At 47.8% G+C, this 15,156-nt stretch carries 16 protein-coding genes and 1 riboswitch; of the genes, 5 read left to right on the forward strand and 11 right to left on the reverse strand.

The window, feature by feature from the left end; genetic code table 11:
- The first annotated feature begins 83 nt into the window (after positions 1-83).
- Positions 84-701 carry a 5-formyltetrahydrofolate cyclo-ligase gene (locus tag FD960_RS10070; RefSeq protein WP_251369794.1) on the forward strand — a complete coding sequence of 206 codons (618 nt, stop codon included), beginning with the start codon at positions 84-86 and terminating at the stop codon, positions 699-701.
- A gap of 9 nt (positions 702-710) precedes the next feature.
- Here FD960_RS10070 and metF read toward each other — a convergent pair whose 3' ends face one another.
- The 3 genes from metF to metK form a co-directional block, all read right to left on the reverse strand.
- Positions 711-1,541: a methylenetetrahydrofolate reductase [NAD(P)H] gene (gene metF / locus FD960_RS10075; protein ID WP_215299101.1), complete on the reverse strand. Its 831-nt coding sequence runs from the start codon at positions 1,539-1,541 to the stop codon at positions 711-713.
- Between the two features lie 48 nt (positions 1,542-1,589).
- A complete protein-coding gene (gene ahcY, locus FD960_RS10080; RefSeq protein WP_215299102.1) occupies positions 1,590-3,035 on the reverse strand; it encodes an adenosylhomocysteinase in 1,446 nt (481 codons plus the stop codon).
- A 61-nt stretch (positions 3,036-3,096) separates the two neighbouring features.
- A riboswitch (S-adenosyl-L-homocysteine riboswitch) is annotated at positions 3,097-3,202 on the reverse strand.
- A 78-nt stretch (positions 3,203-3,280) separates the two neighbouring features.
- Complete coding sequence (gene metK, locus FD960_RS10085; RefSeq protein WP_215299103.1) at positions 3,281-4,447, reverse strand: methionine adenosyltransferase; 1,167 nt, start codon at positions 4,445-4,447, stop codon at positions 3,281-3,283.
- Between the two features lie 83 nt (positions 4,448-4,530).
- Between metK and FD960_RS10090 the strand changes: the two genes are divergently transcribed.
- From FD960_RS10090 to dapF, 3 genes are read left to right on the forward strand one after another with little or no spacing between them, the layout of a single operon-like run.
- Positions 4,531-5,511: a lysophospholipid acyltransferase family protein gene (locus FD960_RS10090; protein WP_215299104.1), complete on the forward strand. Its 981-nt coding sequence runs from the start codon at positions 4,531-4,533 to the stop codon at positions 5,509-5,511.
- Between the two features lie 25 nt (positions 5,512-5,536).
- Complete coding sequence (locus FD960_RS10095) at positions 5,537-6,436, forward strand: lipid A biosynthesis acyltransferase (RefSeq protein ID WP_215299105.1); 900 nt, start codon at positions 5,537-5,539, stop codon at positions 6,434-6,436.
- 59 nt (positions 6,437-6,495) lie between these two features.
- Positions 6,496-7,350, forward strand: a complete 855-nt coding sequence (gene dapF / locus FD960_RS10100) for a diaminopimelate epimerase (RefSeq protein ID WP_215300682.1) — start codon at positions 6,496-6,498, stop codon at positions 7,348-7,350.
- A 32-nt stretch (positions 7,351-7,382) separates the two neighbouring features.
- Here the strand turns inward: dapF and pyrE are convergent, their stop codons facing one another.
- Positions 7,383-8,051 carry an orotate phosphoribosyltransferase gene (pyrE, locus tag FD960_RS10105; protein WP_215299106.1) on the reverse strand — a complete coding sequence of 223 codons (669 nt, stop codon included), beginning with the start codon at positions 8,049-8,051 and terminating at the stop codon, positions 7,383-7,385.
- 8 nt (positions 8,052-8,059) lie between these two features.
- Here pyrE and FD960_RS10110 point away from each other — a divergent pair, with 8 nt between their 5' ends.
- Entirely contained in the window at positions 8,060-8,842 is a 783-nt protein-coding gene (locus tag FD960_RS10110; RefSeq protein WP_215299107.1) for an exodeoxyribonuclease III, read from the forward strand.
- On the opposite strand, the gene FD960_RS10115 is transcribed toward FD960_RS10110, so the two are convergent.
- The 7 genes from FD960_RS10115 to FD960_RS10145 all read right to left on the reverse strand — a co-directional run bounded on the left by FD960_RS10115 (position 8,835) and on the right by FD960_RS10145 (position 15,138).
- Positions 8,835-10,169, reverse strand: a complete 1,335-nt coding sequence (locus FD960_RS10115; protein ID WP_251369795.1) for an MFS transporter — start codon at positions 10,167-10,169, stop codon at positions 8,835-8,837. The two genes, FD960_RS10110 and FD960_RS10115, sit on opposite strands and share 8 nt — an antisense overlap.
- The gene (gene metW, locus FD960_RS10120; protein WP_215299108.1) at positions 10,162-10,743 is read right to left on the reverse strand and encodes a methionine biosynthesis protein MetW; all 582 of its coding nucleotides are present in this window, start codon (positions 10,741-10,743) and stop codon (positions 10,162-10,164) included. The genes FD960_RS10115 and metW overlap by 8 nt, the downstream gene beginning before the upstream one ends.
- A complete protein-coding gene (locus tag FD960_RS10125; RefSeq protein ID WP_215299109.1) occupies positions 10,740-11,879 on the reverse strand; it encodes a homoserine O-acetyltransferase in 1,140 nt (379 codons plus the stop codon). The genes metW and FD960_RS10125 overlap by 4 nt, the downstream gene beginning before the upstream one ends.
- Positions 11,876-12,532: a nucleoid occlusion factor SlmA gene (gene slmA, locus FD960_RS10130; protein WP_215299110.1), complete on the reverse strand. Its 657-nt coding sequence runs from the start codon at positions 12,530-12,532 to the stop codon at positions 11,876-11,878. The genes FD960_RS10125 and slmA overlap by 4 nt, the downstream gene beginning before the upstream one ends.
- Before the next feature lie 22 nt (positions 12,533-12,554).
- On the reverse strand, positions 12,555-13,457 hold the full coding sequence (argB, locus tag FD960_RS10135; RefSeq protein WP_215299111.1) for an acetylglutamate kinase: 903 nt from the start codon (positions 13,455-13,457) through the stop codon (positions 12,555-12,557).
- 29 nt (positions 13,458-13,486) lie between these two features.
- Complete coding sequence (dksA, locus tag FD960_RS10140) at positions 13,487-13,864, reverse strand: RNA polymerase-binding protein DksA (RefSeq protein WP_215300684.1); 378 nt, start codon at positions 13,862-13,864, stop codon at positions 13,487-13,489.
- A gap of 209 nt (positions 13,865-14,073) precedes the next feature.
- Complete coding sequence (locus FD960_RS10145) at positions 14,074-15,138, reverse strand: GTP-binding protein (protein ID WP_215300685.1); 1,065 nt, start codon at positions 15,136-15,138, stop codon at positions 14,074-14,076.
- Positions 15,139-15,156: the final 18 nt, after the last annotated feature.

Below are 15,156 nucleotides of genomic sequence, written 5' to 3' on the forward strand. Positions count from 1 at the left end.
CACTCAAAGCATCAAACTTCTTTTTCACCGTCTTGCCTTATCGATTTACTATATCTGCTAATTTTCGCCTGATAATGCTTGATATGCACGGCAATTCTCCAAAAACTCTACGGCAGGACTTACTAGCCCAAAGAAGACAATTTGCGGCTAGCGCTAGCTATCCTGCCGCAAGAGATGCTCTTTTAGTAGGGCTTGGCGATTTTCTTACAGATTCTGGGGTTGCTTTGCGCACAGTTGCCTTGTATTGCCCCATCAAGGAAGAAATTGACCTTCGGCCGACTCTGCTAGCCTGGGCCAATGCATCACCAGCAAGAGTGCTGTCGCTACCATTTGCGCGCCCTGACAAACACCTTGATTTTTATACCTGGCAAGACAGCGATATTCTCATTCCAAGTCAGCATCGCGTTCCGGAGCCAGATCCCAATAATCCTCGTCGCCCCCAGGTGACACCAGACTGTATTTTGATCCCTTGTGTAGGGTGGTCTAAATCTCAACAAGGCTCAAAAAATCACTATTGGCGCTTAGGCTATGGCGGTGGATACTTCGATCGAACCCTAGCTCAGCTCAGAAGAAAAAATCCCAAGCTTATATGTCTTGGGATTGGTTTTGATTGGCAAAAACTTGATGATGCTCAGTGGTCGGCCCAAACTCATGATGAGCCCCTAGATATGCTTCTGACAGAGTCCGGCTTACATCGCTAAGCCGAGCACTTACTTTGTTAGATCCAAGTTGTCAGCAATGGCCAATACGGCATCTGCTTGATTGAGCGAATAAAAATGTAAACCTGGAGCGCCTGCCGTTAAGAGCTGGTCACAAAGATCAGTAACTACCTCTTCGCCAAATGCCCGAATCGAAGCAATGTCATCCCCATACGACTGCAAACGCAAGCGAATCCAACGTGGAATCTCAGCGCCACAGGCATCTGAAAAACGCAGAAGTTGCGTGCTGTTAGTAATCGGCATAATTCCAGCGATCACCGGCTGAGTAACGCCTTGGTCATAAGCTTCATCTACAAAGCGGAAGTAAGCATCGCTATTGTAGAAATACTGGGTCACTGCTGAATTAGCGCCAGCCTTCATCTTTTGCACAAAGAAGTCCACATCGCTTGCAGGCGACTTGGCCTGAGGATGCGTTTCTGGATAGGCGGCAACATCGATATGAAACCAATCGCCTGTTTCTGCGCGAATAAATTCCACCAACTCATTGGCATGATGGAACTCACCATACTGGCCCATACCAGATGGTAAGTCGCCACGTAAGGCCACAATACGTTTAACACCTAAGGCTTGATATTGTTTGAGCATTTCACGCACGCTTTCACGTGAGCTACCAACACAAGATAAGTGAGGGGCAACTGACGCACCGGCCGCATGAATATCGCTCACCACTTTTAATGTGCCAGATTGTGTAGAGCCACCAGCACCAAAAGTCACGGAATAAAACGCAGGCTTGAGTGTTTCACTCAAACGCTCGCGCACAAGATGCAACTTAGTCTCACCTTCAGGTGTTTTTGGAGGGAAGAATTCGACGCTTAATTCCATGATCTTGGGCCTGTGTATCTAATGAACAATGTCTAGCAATAGTGCGGATTAATAACGGTAGTGGTCAGCCTTGTATGGGCCTTCCTTCGTTACGCCAATGTATGAAGCTTGCTGATCAGACAATACTGTCAACTCTGCATTGAGCGTCTTCAACTGCAAGCGAGCAACCTTTTCATCCAAATGCTTAGGCAATGTGTAAACACCGATTGGGTATTTATCTGTACCAACGGCATTCCACAATTCAATCTGAGCAATCACTTGGTTTGCAAATGAAGAGCTCATGACGTATGAAGGATGTCCAGTACCGCAACCGAGGTTCACTAAACGGCCTTTAGCCAAGATGATGATGCGCTTCTCAGGCATGCCATTGGCCGCCGGAAAAATCACATGGTCAACTTGTGGCTTAATTTCTTCCCACTTGTATTTTTCAATACCAGCAACATCAATCTCGTTATCAAAGTGGCCAATGTTGCAAACGATGGCCTGATTCTTCATCTTCACCATATGGTCATGGGTAATCACATGGTAGTTACCTGTTGCAGAAACAAAGATGTCCGCTTTATCAGCAGCGTAGTCCATCGTTACAACGCGGTAACCTTCCATCGCGGCTTGCAATGCACAGATTGGATCCACTTCGGTCACCCAAACCTGGGCAGACAAAGCACGCAAAGCTTGTGCGGAGCCTTTACCCACATCGCCATAACCACAAACCACTGCAACTTTACCGGCAACCATCACATCGGTAGCGCGCTTGATCGCATCAACCAAAGACTCGCGGCAACCATACAGGTTGTCGAACTTGCTCTTAGTAACAGAATCGTTCACGTTAATTGCTGGGAATTTCAAATCACCCTTAGCAAACATTTGATACAGGCGATGTACGCCAGTAGTGGTTTCTTCTGTAACGCCTTTGACTTTTTCTAAGCGTGTGGAATACCAAGTCGGATCTTGCGCCAATTTCTTTTTAATAGCCGCAAATAAAATCGTTTCTTCTTCGCTCGTTGGATGGTTCAAGCAAGCTTGATCTTTCTCAGCGCGGGCACCGAGGTGCAATAACAAAGTGGCATCACCACCGTCATCCAAAATCATATTGGTAAAGCCACCATCAGCCCATTCAAAAATACGATGGGTGTAATCCCAGTATTGCTCAAGGGTTTCGCCTTTGATCGCAAATACAGGCGTGCCATTTGCAGCAATCGCAGCGGCAGCGTGATCTTGTGTAGAGAAAATATTGCAAGAAGCCCACTGCACTTCAGCGCCGAGCGCTTCAAGGGTCTCAATCAATACCGCAGTTTGAATGGTCATGTGCAATGAACCAGTAATGCGTGCACCACGCAATGGTTGCTGCGCCGCGAACTCATCACGAATAGCGATCAATCCAGGCATTTCTGTTTCAGCAATAGCGATTTCTTTACGGCCAAAATCAGCCAAGGAAATATCGGCAATAGCGCAACGGGTTGCAACAAAGTTGTTTAAATCGGAAACGGTACTCATGAATGCTCCAGCTAAATACGATTCAATGCTGGAGTAAGAACTCGCTAGCCATTGAATCATGGGTTAGCGAGCGCAGTTGCAATTAGCAAATTCCGTTTAGGAACTCACTCCCTTCAAGCCTGGGGAAGTGCTGGGTCTCAGCATTCCTTGCAACGCTCCTTGAAGGTATGGCGAAATTGTAATCAATTTCGCCATATTTAGCTTCAATACAACAACAAACTACCAATTTACTGCTTGCAGGCCGATTACAGGCCCGCTGCTGCGCGTAAGGCAGGAGCCTTATCGCACTGCTCCCAAGTAAATTCTGGCTCCTCACGACCAAAGTGGCCGTAAGCAGCAGTCTTACGATAAATCGGGCGCAAGAGATTCAGCATCTTCACAATACCCTTTGGACGCAAGTCAAAGTGCTCGGACACCAATTGCGCAATCTTCTCGTCAGAGATCTTGCCCGTACCGAATGTGCTCACCATTACTGAAGTTGGCTTTGCTACACCGATTGCGTAGGAGATCTGAATCAAGCACTTGCTTGCTAAGCCTGCGGCAACCACGTTCTTGGCAACATAACGGCCTGCGTATGCGGCAGAGCGGTCAACCTTAGAAGGATCTTTGCCGGAGAATGCGCCACCACCATGTGGAGCTGCGCCGCCGTATGTATCAACAATAATTTTGCGGCCAGTCAAACCACAATCGCCTTGTGGGCCACCGATCACAAATCGACCTGTTGGATTAACCAAGAAGTTAATCGCACCCTTGATGAGATGCTTAGGCAATACTGGCTTGATGATTTCCTCAATCACTGCTTCACGCAATTTCTCGAGTGAAATTTCTTCATCGTGCTGAGTAGAGAGAACAACGGTATCAATAGAGTCTGGCTTACCATCAACATAACGCAGGGTTACTTGGGACTTCGCATCTGGGCGCAACCAGTTCAAACGACCGTCGCGACGCAACTGAGATTGACGCTCTACCAAACGGTGTGACAGGTGAATTGGCAAAGGCATGAGCTCTGCTGTTTCATCGCAAGCGTAACCAAACATGAGGCCTTGGTCACCAGCGCCTTGATCTAAGCCATCGTCGTGCGCTTTATCAACGCCTTGAGCAATATCAGGACTTTGCTTGTCATAGGCAACCAATACCGCACAACCTTTGTAGTCAATACCGTAATCTGTATTGTCGTAACCAATTTCACGCAAAGTATTGCGAGCAACTTGGATGTAATCCACATTCGCATTTGTAGTAATCTCACCGGCCAAAACAACTAAGCCGGTATTGCACAAAGTTTCTGCAGCAACACGCGCTGTCGGATCTTGAGCCAAGATGGCGTCTAAGATCGAATCAGAAATTTGGTCTGCTACTTTATCGGGGTGACCTTCAGAAACGGATTCTGAGGTAAAGAAGTAATCGTTTGCCATTACATATTCCTTTAAAAATTAACACGATCTAAGTGACAACTCGACGTGCCAGGAACCACAACGGCGACGCTTTAGCAGAATTTATGAATCGCCCTGCAAGTTGCCTTAACTCAGCGATGGGGCAATTCTATCCGAAAAGCGCTATATCCATCAAGAACCGTGAGAAATTTGGCCCTGGGCTCAGCATTGAATATCATTGCAGGGTGCGCAAACTACTCTTCAAGCTCATTCTCAATGCAATAGCAGTCTTGCCCCTTTTCCTGGTCCAGGCAATTGGAGCGGCCTTAGGCATATTGGCTTATGTTGGCTCAAAGCAATATCGCTCACTTTTTCGTCCTCAATATGAGGCAGTGCTGAAAAGCCGCGGTTTGCCCCTTCAGATCTGGAGCGCTGCTGCCGCCTCCGGCCAACTCTTCTCCGATAGTCTGTGGATTTGGCGCAACCCCCAAAAGGCACTAAACCTAGTGGAGGTACAGGATTGGGAAGTGGTTGAAGCGGCAATCAGCGAAGGGCACGGCCTGGTAATGCTCACGCCCCACTTGGGTGGCTTTGAAATCATTCCCAGAGTCTTAGCGCAACACTTTCCAGCAACCATCCTCTATCGCCCCTCAAGACAAGCATGGCTTAATGAAGTGGTCGAAGAAGGTCGTGCATACCCCAATATGCATTTCGTACCCACCAACTTGAATGGGGTTCGTCAAATGACGCGCGCCTTAACGCGTGGCGAAGCCATTGGCATTCTTCCGGATCAAGTGCCCAGCGGCGGTGAAGGTGTATGGGTCCCCTTTTTTGGGCGCCCCGCCTACACGACTCCGCTTCCTGCACGGCTAGCTAATCGCAACAACACGCCCGTCGTGATGTTTACCGCCAAACGCAAAGGGCTAGGCAAAGGATGGCTCATGCAAGCCAAGAGACTGGCGCCACTTTCAGAAGATTCTCTTCTCGCGGCGACAGAACTGAACATCGCAATTGAAAATGCTATCTTGACTGCACCCAACCAATTTATTTGGGCATACAACCGCTATAAGCATCCGAGCGGAGCGGAATTACCACCAAGCCATTAGTTAATAAATTTATAATTTATTGAAGATGATCTGGTTACAAAACTTCTTTAATTTTTTTGCGCTCAATCTGCTGCGCCTATTTGCGTTTCTCCCTTACACCCTTACCATCTACATAGGCTATGGCTTGGGCTGGCTGGTAGCGCATATCCCAAATGAACGAGTAAAAGTTGTTAAAACGAATTTACGCCTGTGCTTTCCCAATCTCAGTGAAACAGGAATCGATGCGCTGGCACTTGAGCACTGGAAGTTATTTGGCCGCAGCGTAATTGAGAGAAGTCGTATCTGGCTTGGCAGCGGCAAACAAATTACTGACATCGTCACGATCAACTCTGCAATTACTTTGGGCGATCGCAAGCCTCGACTCTTAATCAATCCTCACTTTGTGGGACTTGAGGGCGGCTTCATGGCGCTTTCCGTTTTAGCAAGCCAGCATGATTGGCCGCGCGGTGCCGGTCTCTATCAAAATATGAAGAACCCATTCTTCAATCAAAAGATGATTGAATGGAGAAATCGTTTTGGCGGCAAATCCATTGAGAGGCAAAGTCGTTTACGTGATCTCATTCGAGAAATTCAAACGGGCAATTTTATTTTTATTGCTCCGGATATCGATCTAGGACCACGTGATTCTATTTTTGTACCCTTCTTTGGTATTCAGACAAATACGATTACCTCTGTCTCACGCCTAGCAAGACTCAGTGGCGCCGAAGTGTGCCTCATGACCACTACATTGAATCCAGATCGCAAAGCCTATACCTGCAACATCAGTGCACCACTGCCCAACTTCCCAACCGATGATGTAGAAGCTGATACAGCGCGCCTGAACAAATACATTGAAGATCTTGTTCGCGAAAGACCGGCAGAGTACTATTGGGTGCATAAACGCTTTAAACATAGGCCGCCTGGCGAACCTAGTCTTTATCAATAATTGGAAATCTTTTGAGCACGAATCTAAATCAGTCCGCACGTAAGCTGCGCTTTACCAAAATGCATGGTGCGGGCAACGATTTCATTGTGCTCAACGGCATTGACCAAGACCTCAGCAACATCACTCGTGAGCAGTGGCAAAAACTAGCGCACCGTCAGTTTGGTATTGGCGCAGATCAAATTCTGCTCGTTGAAAAAGCAAGTCGTCCAGATGCGGATTTTCGGTATCGTATTTTTAATGCCGATGGCGGCGAAGTTGAGCAGTGCGGCAACGGCTCTCGTTGCTTTGTTCGCTTTGTACTCGACCAAGGGCTGTCCAATAAAAATCCATTGCGTGTTGAAGTGGCGCATACCGTTCTTACCCTCAAATCCCATGAAGATGGACGGGTTGAGGTGGATATGGGTGCGCCTATTTTTGAACACAGCAACATTCCGTTCGTAGCTGATGGCTTAGCAAGCAAACAAGAGTTTCATGAGATGCTCTATGCCCTTCCCATCGCCACTCCGGCTACCCATGACAGCTGGATTGGCGTGGTATCCATGGGCAACCCGCATGCCGTTCAAGTAGTGGGAGATGTCAATAGCGCACCGGTTCTAGAAGAAGGCCCCTCCATCGAAAAGCATACAGCCTTTCCTAAAAAGGTCAATGCGGGCTATATGCAAATCATGGGTCGCAATGAAATTAAGTTGCGTGTCTATGAGCGTGGCGCTGGCGAGACGCTTGCTTGCGGCACTGGAGCATGCGCAGCGGTTGTCTCAGGCATTCGTCGTGGACTACTCGATTCCCCTGTAAACGTTCACACCCGTGGCGGTGATTTACAGATCGCCTGGGGCGGAACTATCAATGAGATTATTCAGCCAGTCATCATGACTGGCCCAGCTATTACTGTCTTTGAGGGCGAAACCAGCATTTAAGGAAAGTGGCCATATTTACCGCAGCCCTTGAATCAGATTCCGTATTTCTCGCGATACGCTTTTACTGCTGGCAAGTAATTGGTCAGCTCCGCATCGCTAGATGCCGTTAAGAAAGCCATCAGATCAGCTAAATTGGCAATCGCCACTACTGGCAAGCCAAATTCCTGCTCAACTGCTTGAACTGCGGATTTATCGCCAATCTCTGTTGCTGTTCCCGACTTCTCCATTCGATCTAAGGCGATCAATACAGCAGCAGGTTCCGCACCAGCCGCGCGAATTAAGGCAACCGACTCTCTCACCGAAGTGCCTGCAGAGATAACGTCGTCAATGATGACCACTCTACCCTTCACAGGCGCACCCACCAAAGAACCCCCTTCTCCGTGATCCTTAGCTTCTTTGCGGTTATAGGCGTATGGCACGTTGCGACCGCTATCTGCTAAGGCAATGGCAGTAGCAGCGGCCAAAGTAATACCCTTGTAGGCGGGGCCATAAAGCATGTCGTACTCAAGGCCTGATTCTTGCAAGGCTTTAGCGTAATAGCGTCCAAGAGCGCTTAAGCGCGCGCCATCATTAAATCCACCCGCATTAAAGAAATAAGGGGAGAGTCGACCAGCTTTGGTTTTAAACTCCCCAAACGACAAAACGTTTGCCTCTAAGGCGAAACGAATAAAGTTTTCTTGATTAGAATTTTTTGAGCTCATAGGCCTATATGTTACGCATCATTTCTGCCAACCTCAACGGAATCCGCTCCGCGGTCAAAAAGGGCTTTATGCCTTGGGTGGTCAAACAGAAGGCCGACTTTGTTTGCATGCAAGAGCTAAAAGCTCAGCAGGATGACCTAGAGGATGCCATTCTCAATCCAGACGGTCTGCATGGCTTTTTTCACCATGCCGAGAAAAAAGGCTACAGCGGTTGCGGCATCTACACCCCCCACACACCAGATCAAGTTCTGTATGGTTATGGCAATGAGGAATTTGATGCTGAAGGTCGCTATGTAGAGGCAAGATTTAAGAAGCTATCCGTTATTTCCGTCTATATGCCTTCAGGCTCTAGTTCGCCAGAGCGACAAGAGGCGAAGTATCGTTATTTAGATTCTTTCTTGCCACACCTGATTGAATTAAAAAAGTCTGGGCGCGAAATCGTGCTCTGCGGCGATGTCAATATTGCCCACAATGAAATCGACCTGAAGAACTGGAAGGGCAACCTCAAGAACTCTGGATTCTTACCAGAAGAGCGTGCGTGGCTCACGAACCTCTTCGATAAAGTAGGTTACGTAGATGTCTATCGAAAATTAGAGCCTGAAGCGAGCGATGCCTGTTATACCTGGTGGAGCAATCGCGGTCAGGCTTATGCGAAAAATGTTGGGTGGCGTATTGACTATCACATCACCACGCCTGGAATTGCCGCTAGCGCCAAGCACACAGCCGTGTACAAGGATGAGCGCTTCTCCGATCATGCACCCTTAACGGTAGATTACGACTGGTCTATTTAGCCAGTTGTGAATCGTGTTTTTTGAATTCAACTACCTTGAGGTACATGGCAAGCCAAATCAGAATTAACACTGGCGCGCCAATAATCGCCGTACTAACAAAGAATGCCTGGTAGCCAAAATGGTCAACAAACACTCCAGAAAATCCTGCCAGCCACTTTGGCAATAGCAACATCATTGAGCTGAATAAAGCGTACTGAGTCGCTGAATATTGAATGTTTGTCAGTGACGATAAGAATGCAATAAAGGCAGCGCTCGCAATGCCCGAGCTTAAATTATCAGCGGAGATCACCCATACCAATCCATGTAAATCATGGCCCTGGGTAGCTAACCAAGCAAATAGCAAATTGCTTACAGCCGATAAAATAGCGCCCAAGAACAAGATGCGCATCACTCCGAAACGCAGCGTGAGCACGCCTCCAACGAAGGCGCCCACCAGAGTCATCACTACACCAAACACCTTGCTCACTGCGGCAACTTCATCCTTGGTGTAGCCCATGTCAACATAGAAAGGATTAGCCATGATGCCCATGACAACATCGCTAATCCGATAGATTGCAATTAAGGACAAAATCAAAATGGCATGCCATCCATAACGCTGAATGAAATCTGCAAAAGGCTCGACTACGGTTTGATACAGCCACGCTTTAGCATCACGCACTTGGGGCAATTGAACGCGTAGCGGCTCTTTACTAAGTAAAGTGGTAATTACGCCCACTCCAATTGAGAGCGCCATGCAAAGATAAGCAAACTGCCAAGCGCTCGCATCATATGATCCCGCCCCCGCTTCAACTCGAGCTGCGAGCCACAACACACCAGCACCAGACCAAATCAAAGCGAGTCGATAACCTGTTTGGTAGGTTGCAGCTAAAGCGGCCTGGTGATCACTGTCAGCTGATTCGATGCGGAATGCATCAAGGGCGATATCTTGGGTGGCGGAGCCAAAAGCCACCAACAATGCACACCAAACAATTGAAGTGAGTTGCGCCTGGGGATCAATACTAGCCATTCCAAGCAAGCCCAAGATAATCAACAGCTGCGCAAATAGAAGCCAGCTACGGCGCCTACCAAAAAATTTCGTTAGCAACGGGATTGGGAGTCGATCGACTAAGGGAGCCCACATCCACTTCACCGCGTAGATCAACCCTACCCAAGTGAGGTAACCAATGGTGCTGCGATCAATGCCTGCCTCTCTTAACCAGAAGCTGAGCGTTCCTAAGATGAGGAGCAGAGGAAGCCCTGCAGAGAAGCCCAAGAAGAGCATTCGCAAACAAGGCCATTCGAGGTAAACCCGAAAATCTTTTAACCAGGACCCAATCGCCTTAAGCACGACGGATGCGGAATAGCGCCAAACTTCCAAACAGATTGGGCAACAAGGTCACCTGACGACCCTCATGCAAGATGCATTGATCCAGAATTTTCAGTCCAAGACTAGAGGCCAGCCTCTCAAAATCGGCAACCGTTAAAACACGGACATTGGGGGTGTTGTACCACTGATATGGCAAACTTTTAGAAACCGGCATGCGCCCAAAGCCAACCGCCAAACGATGGGACCAGTGCCCAAAATTTGGGAAAGATATAACGGATTCTTTGCCGACACGAACCACTTCGCGCAAAATCTTTTCAGTCTGATGAATAGTCTGCAAAGTTTGGGAGAGAACAACCGTATCAAAACTGTCGTTCTCAAACAAAGCTAAGCCGCCTTCAAGATTTTGCTGAATGACGTTCAACCCCTTTTGCACACAAGAGAGAACGCGCGCATCATCAATCTCTACACCGTAGGCATGTACTGGTTTTTGCTTGTATAGGTATTCCAAGAAGCTACCATCACCACAGCCGAGATCAAGCACTTCACTATTAGGGGCAATCCATTTCGCGATTGCCGCAAAGTCTGCGCGCTTCATGGTTGGTCCTTTAGCATTTGCTCAAAGTAAGCGCGAATCAAATTGTGATAACGCGGATCATCCAACAGGAAAGCATCGTGGCCATGAGGCGCATCGATCTCTGCGTAGCTCACTTCACTCTTATTGCTCAATAAAGACTCCACAATCTCACGACTGCGATTTGGCGGGAAGCGCCAGTCGGTGGAGAAACTCACCACTAGGAACTTAGCCTGCACCTCAGCCAGCGCACGGTTCAAGCTACCCTCATAACGACGCGAGGGATCAAAGTAATCTAATGCCCTAGTAATCAGTAGATAAGTATTGGCATCAAAATATGTAGAAAACTTGTCACCTTGATGGCGCAAGTAACTCTCTACTTCGAATTCCACATCGAAGCTAAAACGGTAATCATTTGACTCGCCATTGGGTCGCTGTAATTCACGACCAAATTTCTCAGCCATGTCATCGTCTGACAAATAGGTGATGTGACCAACCATACGGGCCAACCTCAGGCCACGCTTTGGAACCACTCCATACTCATAGTAATTGCCCCCATGAAAATCGGGGTCAGACAAAATGGCATTGCGCGCCACTTCATTGAAGGCAATATTTTGCGCACTCAGTTTTGGTGTTGAAGCAATCACGACACAGTGCTGCAATCGCTTAGGAAATTGAATCGCCCAAGCCATCGCCTGCATGCCGCCAAGACTGCCCCCCATCACCGCTGCAAATCGGCGAATACCTAATTTGTCGGCTAGGCGAGCTTGGGTGTTTACCCAATCCTCAACAGTAACTACTGGAAAATCTGCGCCATAGGGCTTGCCGCTTGCGGGATTAATGCTCATCGGCCCAGTTGAGCCAAAGCAGGAGCCTAAGTTATTCACACCGATGACAAAAAAATGATCGGTATCGACAGGTTTGCCTGGTCCGATCATGTTATCCCACCAACCAATATCGTTGGGATTATCAGGATTTGGTCCGGCTACATGGTGTGAAGCATTTAAGGCATGGCAAACCAAGACGGCATTACTTTTATCAGCATTGAGCTTGCCGTAGGTTTCAATAACTAAGTCATAGCCAGATAGAGTGGCGCCACTCTGCAAAGGCAAAGGCTCGGCAAAGTGAATAGTATTTCTAGAGAGATGTAACTCGCTCATTCGGATAGAAGGATGCGAAGACTAATGTCAGAAGATTCTGTGGGAAGCTTCTTAAAGCCACTGCGCGCAAATCGATGCCAACGGCCTAAGACGGAACTCATCAACATTGCCGCGCGAATGCTAACTTCATCTTGAGACACGTTTGCCCAAGAGCCGCCCTGTGTTTGCGCAATACGTAATGCTTGTTTCAAAGATGCCTCAACACGATCAAGCACTTGTGTAATACGCTCTTGCAAACGGTCATCTTCTTGGAGCAAAGCATCACCTAGTAATACACGAGTCATTCCCGGATTTTTTTCCGCAAAGAATAAAAGCATCTGCAAAATACCGCGCGCCTGTGCCAAGCCAGACTCTTCTTTTTGATTAATTTGATTAATCAAACCAAATACGGTCTGCTCAATAAAGGAAATTAATCCCTCAAACATCTGCGCCTTACTGGCGAAATGACGATAAAGCGCCGCTTCTGAGACTTGAATTTTCGCTGCTAGCGCTGCGGTTGTAACGCGCTCACCCTTAGGGTTTTGCAGCATCTCCGCCAATACCTGAAGAATCTGTAGGCGTCGCTCGCCGGGGCGTGGACGCTTGCGTGTCTTACCCTCATCGGCAATCACGGCCTCAACCTCTGATGAATTTGGGTCCAAAGAATCACGCATATTCATATCTCTTATTCAGCTCTTAACGCGAGCGAATCATTGTCCCGAATGCTTGCTCAGTAAGAATTTCCAGCAACAACGAGTGCTCAATTCGTCCATCAATAATGTGCACCGAATTCACACCACTCTTAGCCGCATCAAGGGCCGAAGAAATCTTAGGCAACATCCCACCGGAAATGGTTCCATCCGCGAACAAACCATCAATCTCACGCGCAGTGAGATCGGTTAATAGAGTGCCGCTCTTATCCATCACACCAGGAATATTGGTCATCATTACCAACTTCTCTGCATGCAGAATTTCAGCCATCTTGCCAGCAACCAAGTCAGCATTGATGTTGTATGCCTGACCCTCTTCGCTAAATCCAATCGGGGAGATCACCGGAATAAATGCGTCATCTTGCAGCGCTTTTACTACCGCAGGATTAATAGCCTCAATTTCACCAACGAAGCCAAGATCTATAGTGCTGCCAGCCTTCTGCTCATCAGCAACCAACATTTTCTTCGCACGAATCAAGCCGCCATCTTTACCGGTCAAGCCAACAGCCTGGCCGCCAAAGTGATTAATCAACATCACGATGTCTTGCTGCACTTCACCACCAAGAACCCATTCCACCACTTCCATGGTTTCTTCATCGGTCACGCGCATGCCTTGAATAAAGGTGCCGGTCTTGCCAATCTTTTTCAAAGCCTCGTCAATTTGCGGACCGCCACCATGAACCACCACAGGATTCATTCCAACCAGCTTGAGCAAAATGACATCGCGCGCAAAGCTTTCCTTCAAGCGCTCCTCAACCATGGCGTTACCACCGTACTTAATCACAATAGTCTTACCGTGATAAGCACGAATGTAAGGTAAAGCCTCGGCCAAAATCTCCGCCTTCAGTAAGGGGGGGATTTCGCTAATAGATGGAGATTGCTTAGTCATTGCTACTTATTAAAAGTGGATCCGGTGAATTAATCGCCAAACAATTTTTGACGGAGTTCGCGACGCTCTTGCGCCTCAAGAGATAAGTTGGCTGTTGGGCGTGCAATTAAACGATTTAGACCAATAGGCTCGCCAGTTTCTTCGCACCAACCGTAATCGCCAGACTCGATACGAGCCAAGGCCTGCTCAACTTTTTTCAGCAGCTTACGCTCGCGATCGCGTGTGCGCAACTCAAGGGCATGCTCCTCTTCAATCGTCGCGCGGTCTGCAGGATCGGGAACCAAAATATTTTCACGCAGATGCTCTGTTGTTTCAGAAGCATTCTTCAAGATGTCGTCTTTTAAAGTCAGTAACTTCTGACGGAAGAAATCCAACTGGGCTGCACTCATGTAGTCCTTATCGGACATCTTGAGCAACTCAGCTTCAGTTAAAGGTGCGCCCTTGGCAACCTTAGTGCTCGCTTTTGCCGTAGCCGTAGATTTCGTTGGTGTTTTTACCGTCATTTCATTCTTTCCATGGGTTTGAAGCATTATTACTTCATTCTGCCAAAGTTTTACTGCACTTTAGGTAATATTCATCAATATTGACCGTGGGGCCGGATTGTACTTGAAAAACCCTAGGCCAAACAGCCCTCCAGCCCAGCCAGTAGCGTGTCTTTGGGCAAATCGATGCCTATAAATACCATCCTGGTTTGCTTGGGCTCCGCGCCCCATAAACCAGCCAAATCGCTCCCCATCATCTGGTGAACGCCCTGAAACACGACTTTTCGGTTACTGCCCTTCACGTAGAGCACCCCTTTGTACCGCAACATCTTCTCGCCAAAGACCTCCAAAATACCCCCAAGGAAGTCTTCCAGTTTTTTATGATCAAAGGGTTTATCACTACGAAAAACGAAGGATTGGATGCGGTCCGTATGGCCAGAATGGCCATGATGGTCATGGCTATGGTCATGCCCGCAAGCGCTGTGATCATGGTGATCATGGCTGTGATCGTGTCCACAGGTCGCATGATCATGATCCTCTTGCTCCAGAAAATGGGGGTCAATGTCTAGCTTGGCATTCAAATTGAAGCCTTTGAGATCTAAAACAGCATCCAAAGGAACCACTCCTTTAGAAATCGCCTGAATCGGTGCACGAGGATTCATGTGCATTAAGCGACCACGTAAAGCATCCACCTCTGCAGGGCTTACTAGATCGGTCTTAGTGATAAAGATTTGGTCTGCAAAACCCACTTGACGCTGCGCCTCTTCATGTTCAGTCAGCTGTTGCTGTCCATGCTTCGCATCTACCAATGTCACAACGGCATCCAACACATAATGATCCGCAACATCGTCATCCATAAAGAATGTCTGTGCTACCGGGCCTGGATTGGCAACGCCTGTAGTTTCAATGACTACACGCTCAAAGCTAATTTTTTTATCTTTACGCTGTTCCCACAACTCATTGAGCGCTTCCACCAAGTCACCACGAATCGTGCAGCAGATACAACCATTGCTCATCTGCACAATATTTTCTTGATTGTCTTGAACCAAGATATCGTTATCGATATTTTCTTCGCCGAACTCGTTTTCAATCACGGCAATTTTTTTGCCATGTTGCTCAGTCAGAATATGTTTGAGCAAAGTGGTTTTACCGCTACCTAAAAAGCCAGTCAGAATGGTTACTGGAATTAACGCCATGATGGATCCAATCAAAATCTA

It is taken from the genome of Polynucleobacter sp. AP-Nino-20-G2 (genome assembly GCF_018688235.1).
Classification (GTDB): Bacteria; Pseudomonadota; Gammaproteobacteria; order Burkholderiales; family Burkholderiaceae; genus Polynucleobacter.

Bases quoted from the DNA above. Each gene is read 5' to 3' on its own strand.
- dksA (WP_215300684.1), bottom strand. From the start codon at position 13,864: ATGTCCGATAAGGACTACATGAGTGCAGCCCAGTTGGATTTCTTCCGT.
- dapF (WP_215300682.1), top strand. From the start codon at position 6,496: ATGCATGGTGCGGGCAACGATTTCATTGTGCTCAACGGCATTGACCAA.
- metF (WP_215299101.1), bottom strand. From the start codon at position 1,541: ATGGAATTAAGCGTCGAATTCTTCCCTCCAAAAACACCTGAAGGTGAG.
- FD960_RS10095 (WP_215299105.1), top strand. From the start codon at position 5,537: ATGATCTGGTTACAAAACTTCTTTAATTTTTTTGCGCTCAATCTGCTG.
- FD960_RS10090 (WP_215299104.1), top strand. From the start codon at position 4,531: ATGAATCGCCCTGCAAGTTGCCTTAACTCAGCGATGGGGCAATTCTAT.
- FD960_RS10110 (WP_215299107.1), top strand. From the start codon at position 8,060: ATGTTACGCATCATTTCTGCCAACCTCAACGGAATCCGCTCCGCGGTC.
- FD960_RS10125 (WP_215299109.1), bottom strand. From the start codon at position 11,879: ATGAGCGAGTTACATCTCTCTAGAAATACTATTCACTTTGCCGAGCCT.
- argB (WP_215299111.1), bottom strand. From the start codon at position 13,457: ATGACTAAGCAATCTCCATCTATTAGCGAAATCCCCCCCTTACTGAAG.
- metW (WP_215299108.1), bottom strand. From the start codon at position 10,743: ATGAAGCGCGCAGACTTTGCGGCAATCGCGAAATGGATTGCCCCTAAT.
- metK (WP_215299103.1), bottom strand. From the start codon at position 4,447: ATGGCAAACGATTACTTCTTTACCTCAGAATCCGTTTCTGAAGGTCAC.
- slmA (WP_215299110.1), bottom strand. From the start codon at position 12,532: ATGCGTGATTCTTTGGACCCAAATTCATCAGAGGTTGAGGCCGTGATT.
- FD960_RS10070 (WP_251369794.1), top strand. From the start codon at position 84: ATGCACGGCAATTCTCCAAAAACTCTACGGCAGGACTTACTAGCCCAA.
- ahcY (WP_215299102.1), bottom strand. From the start codon at position 3,035: ATGAGTACCGTTTCCGATTTAAACAACTTTGTTGCAACCCGTTGCGCT.
- pyrE (WP_215299106.1), bottom strand. From the start codon at position 8,051: ATGAGCTCAAAAAATTCTAATCAAGAAAACTTTATTCGTTTCGCCTTA.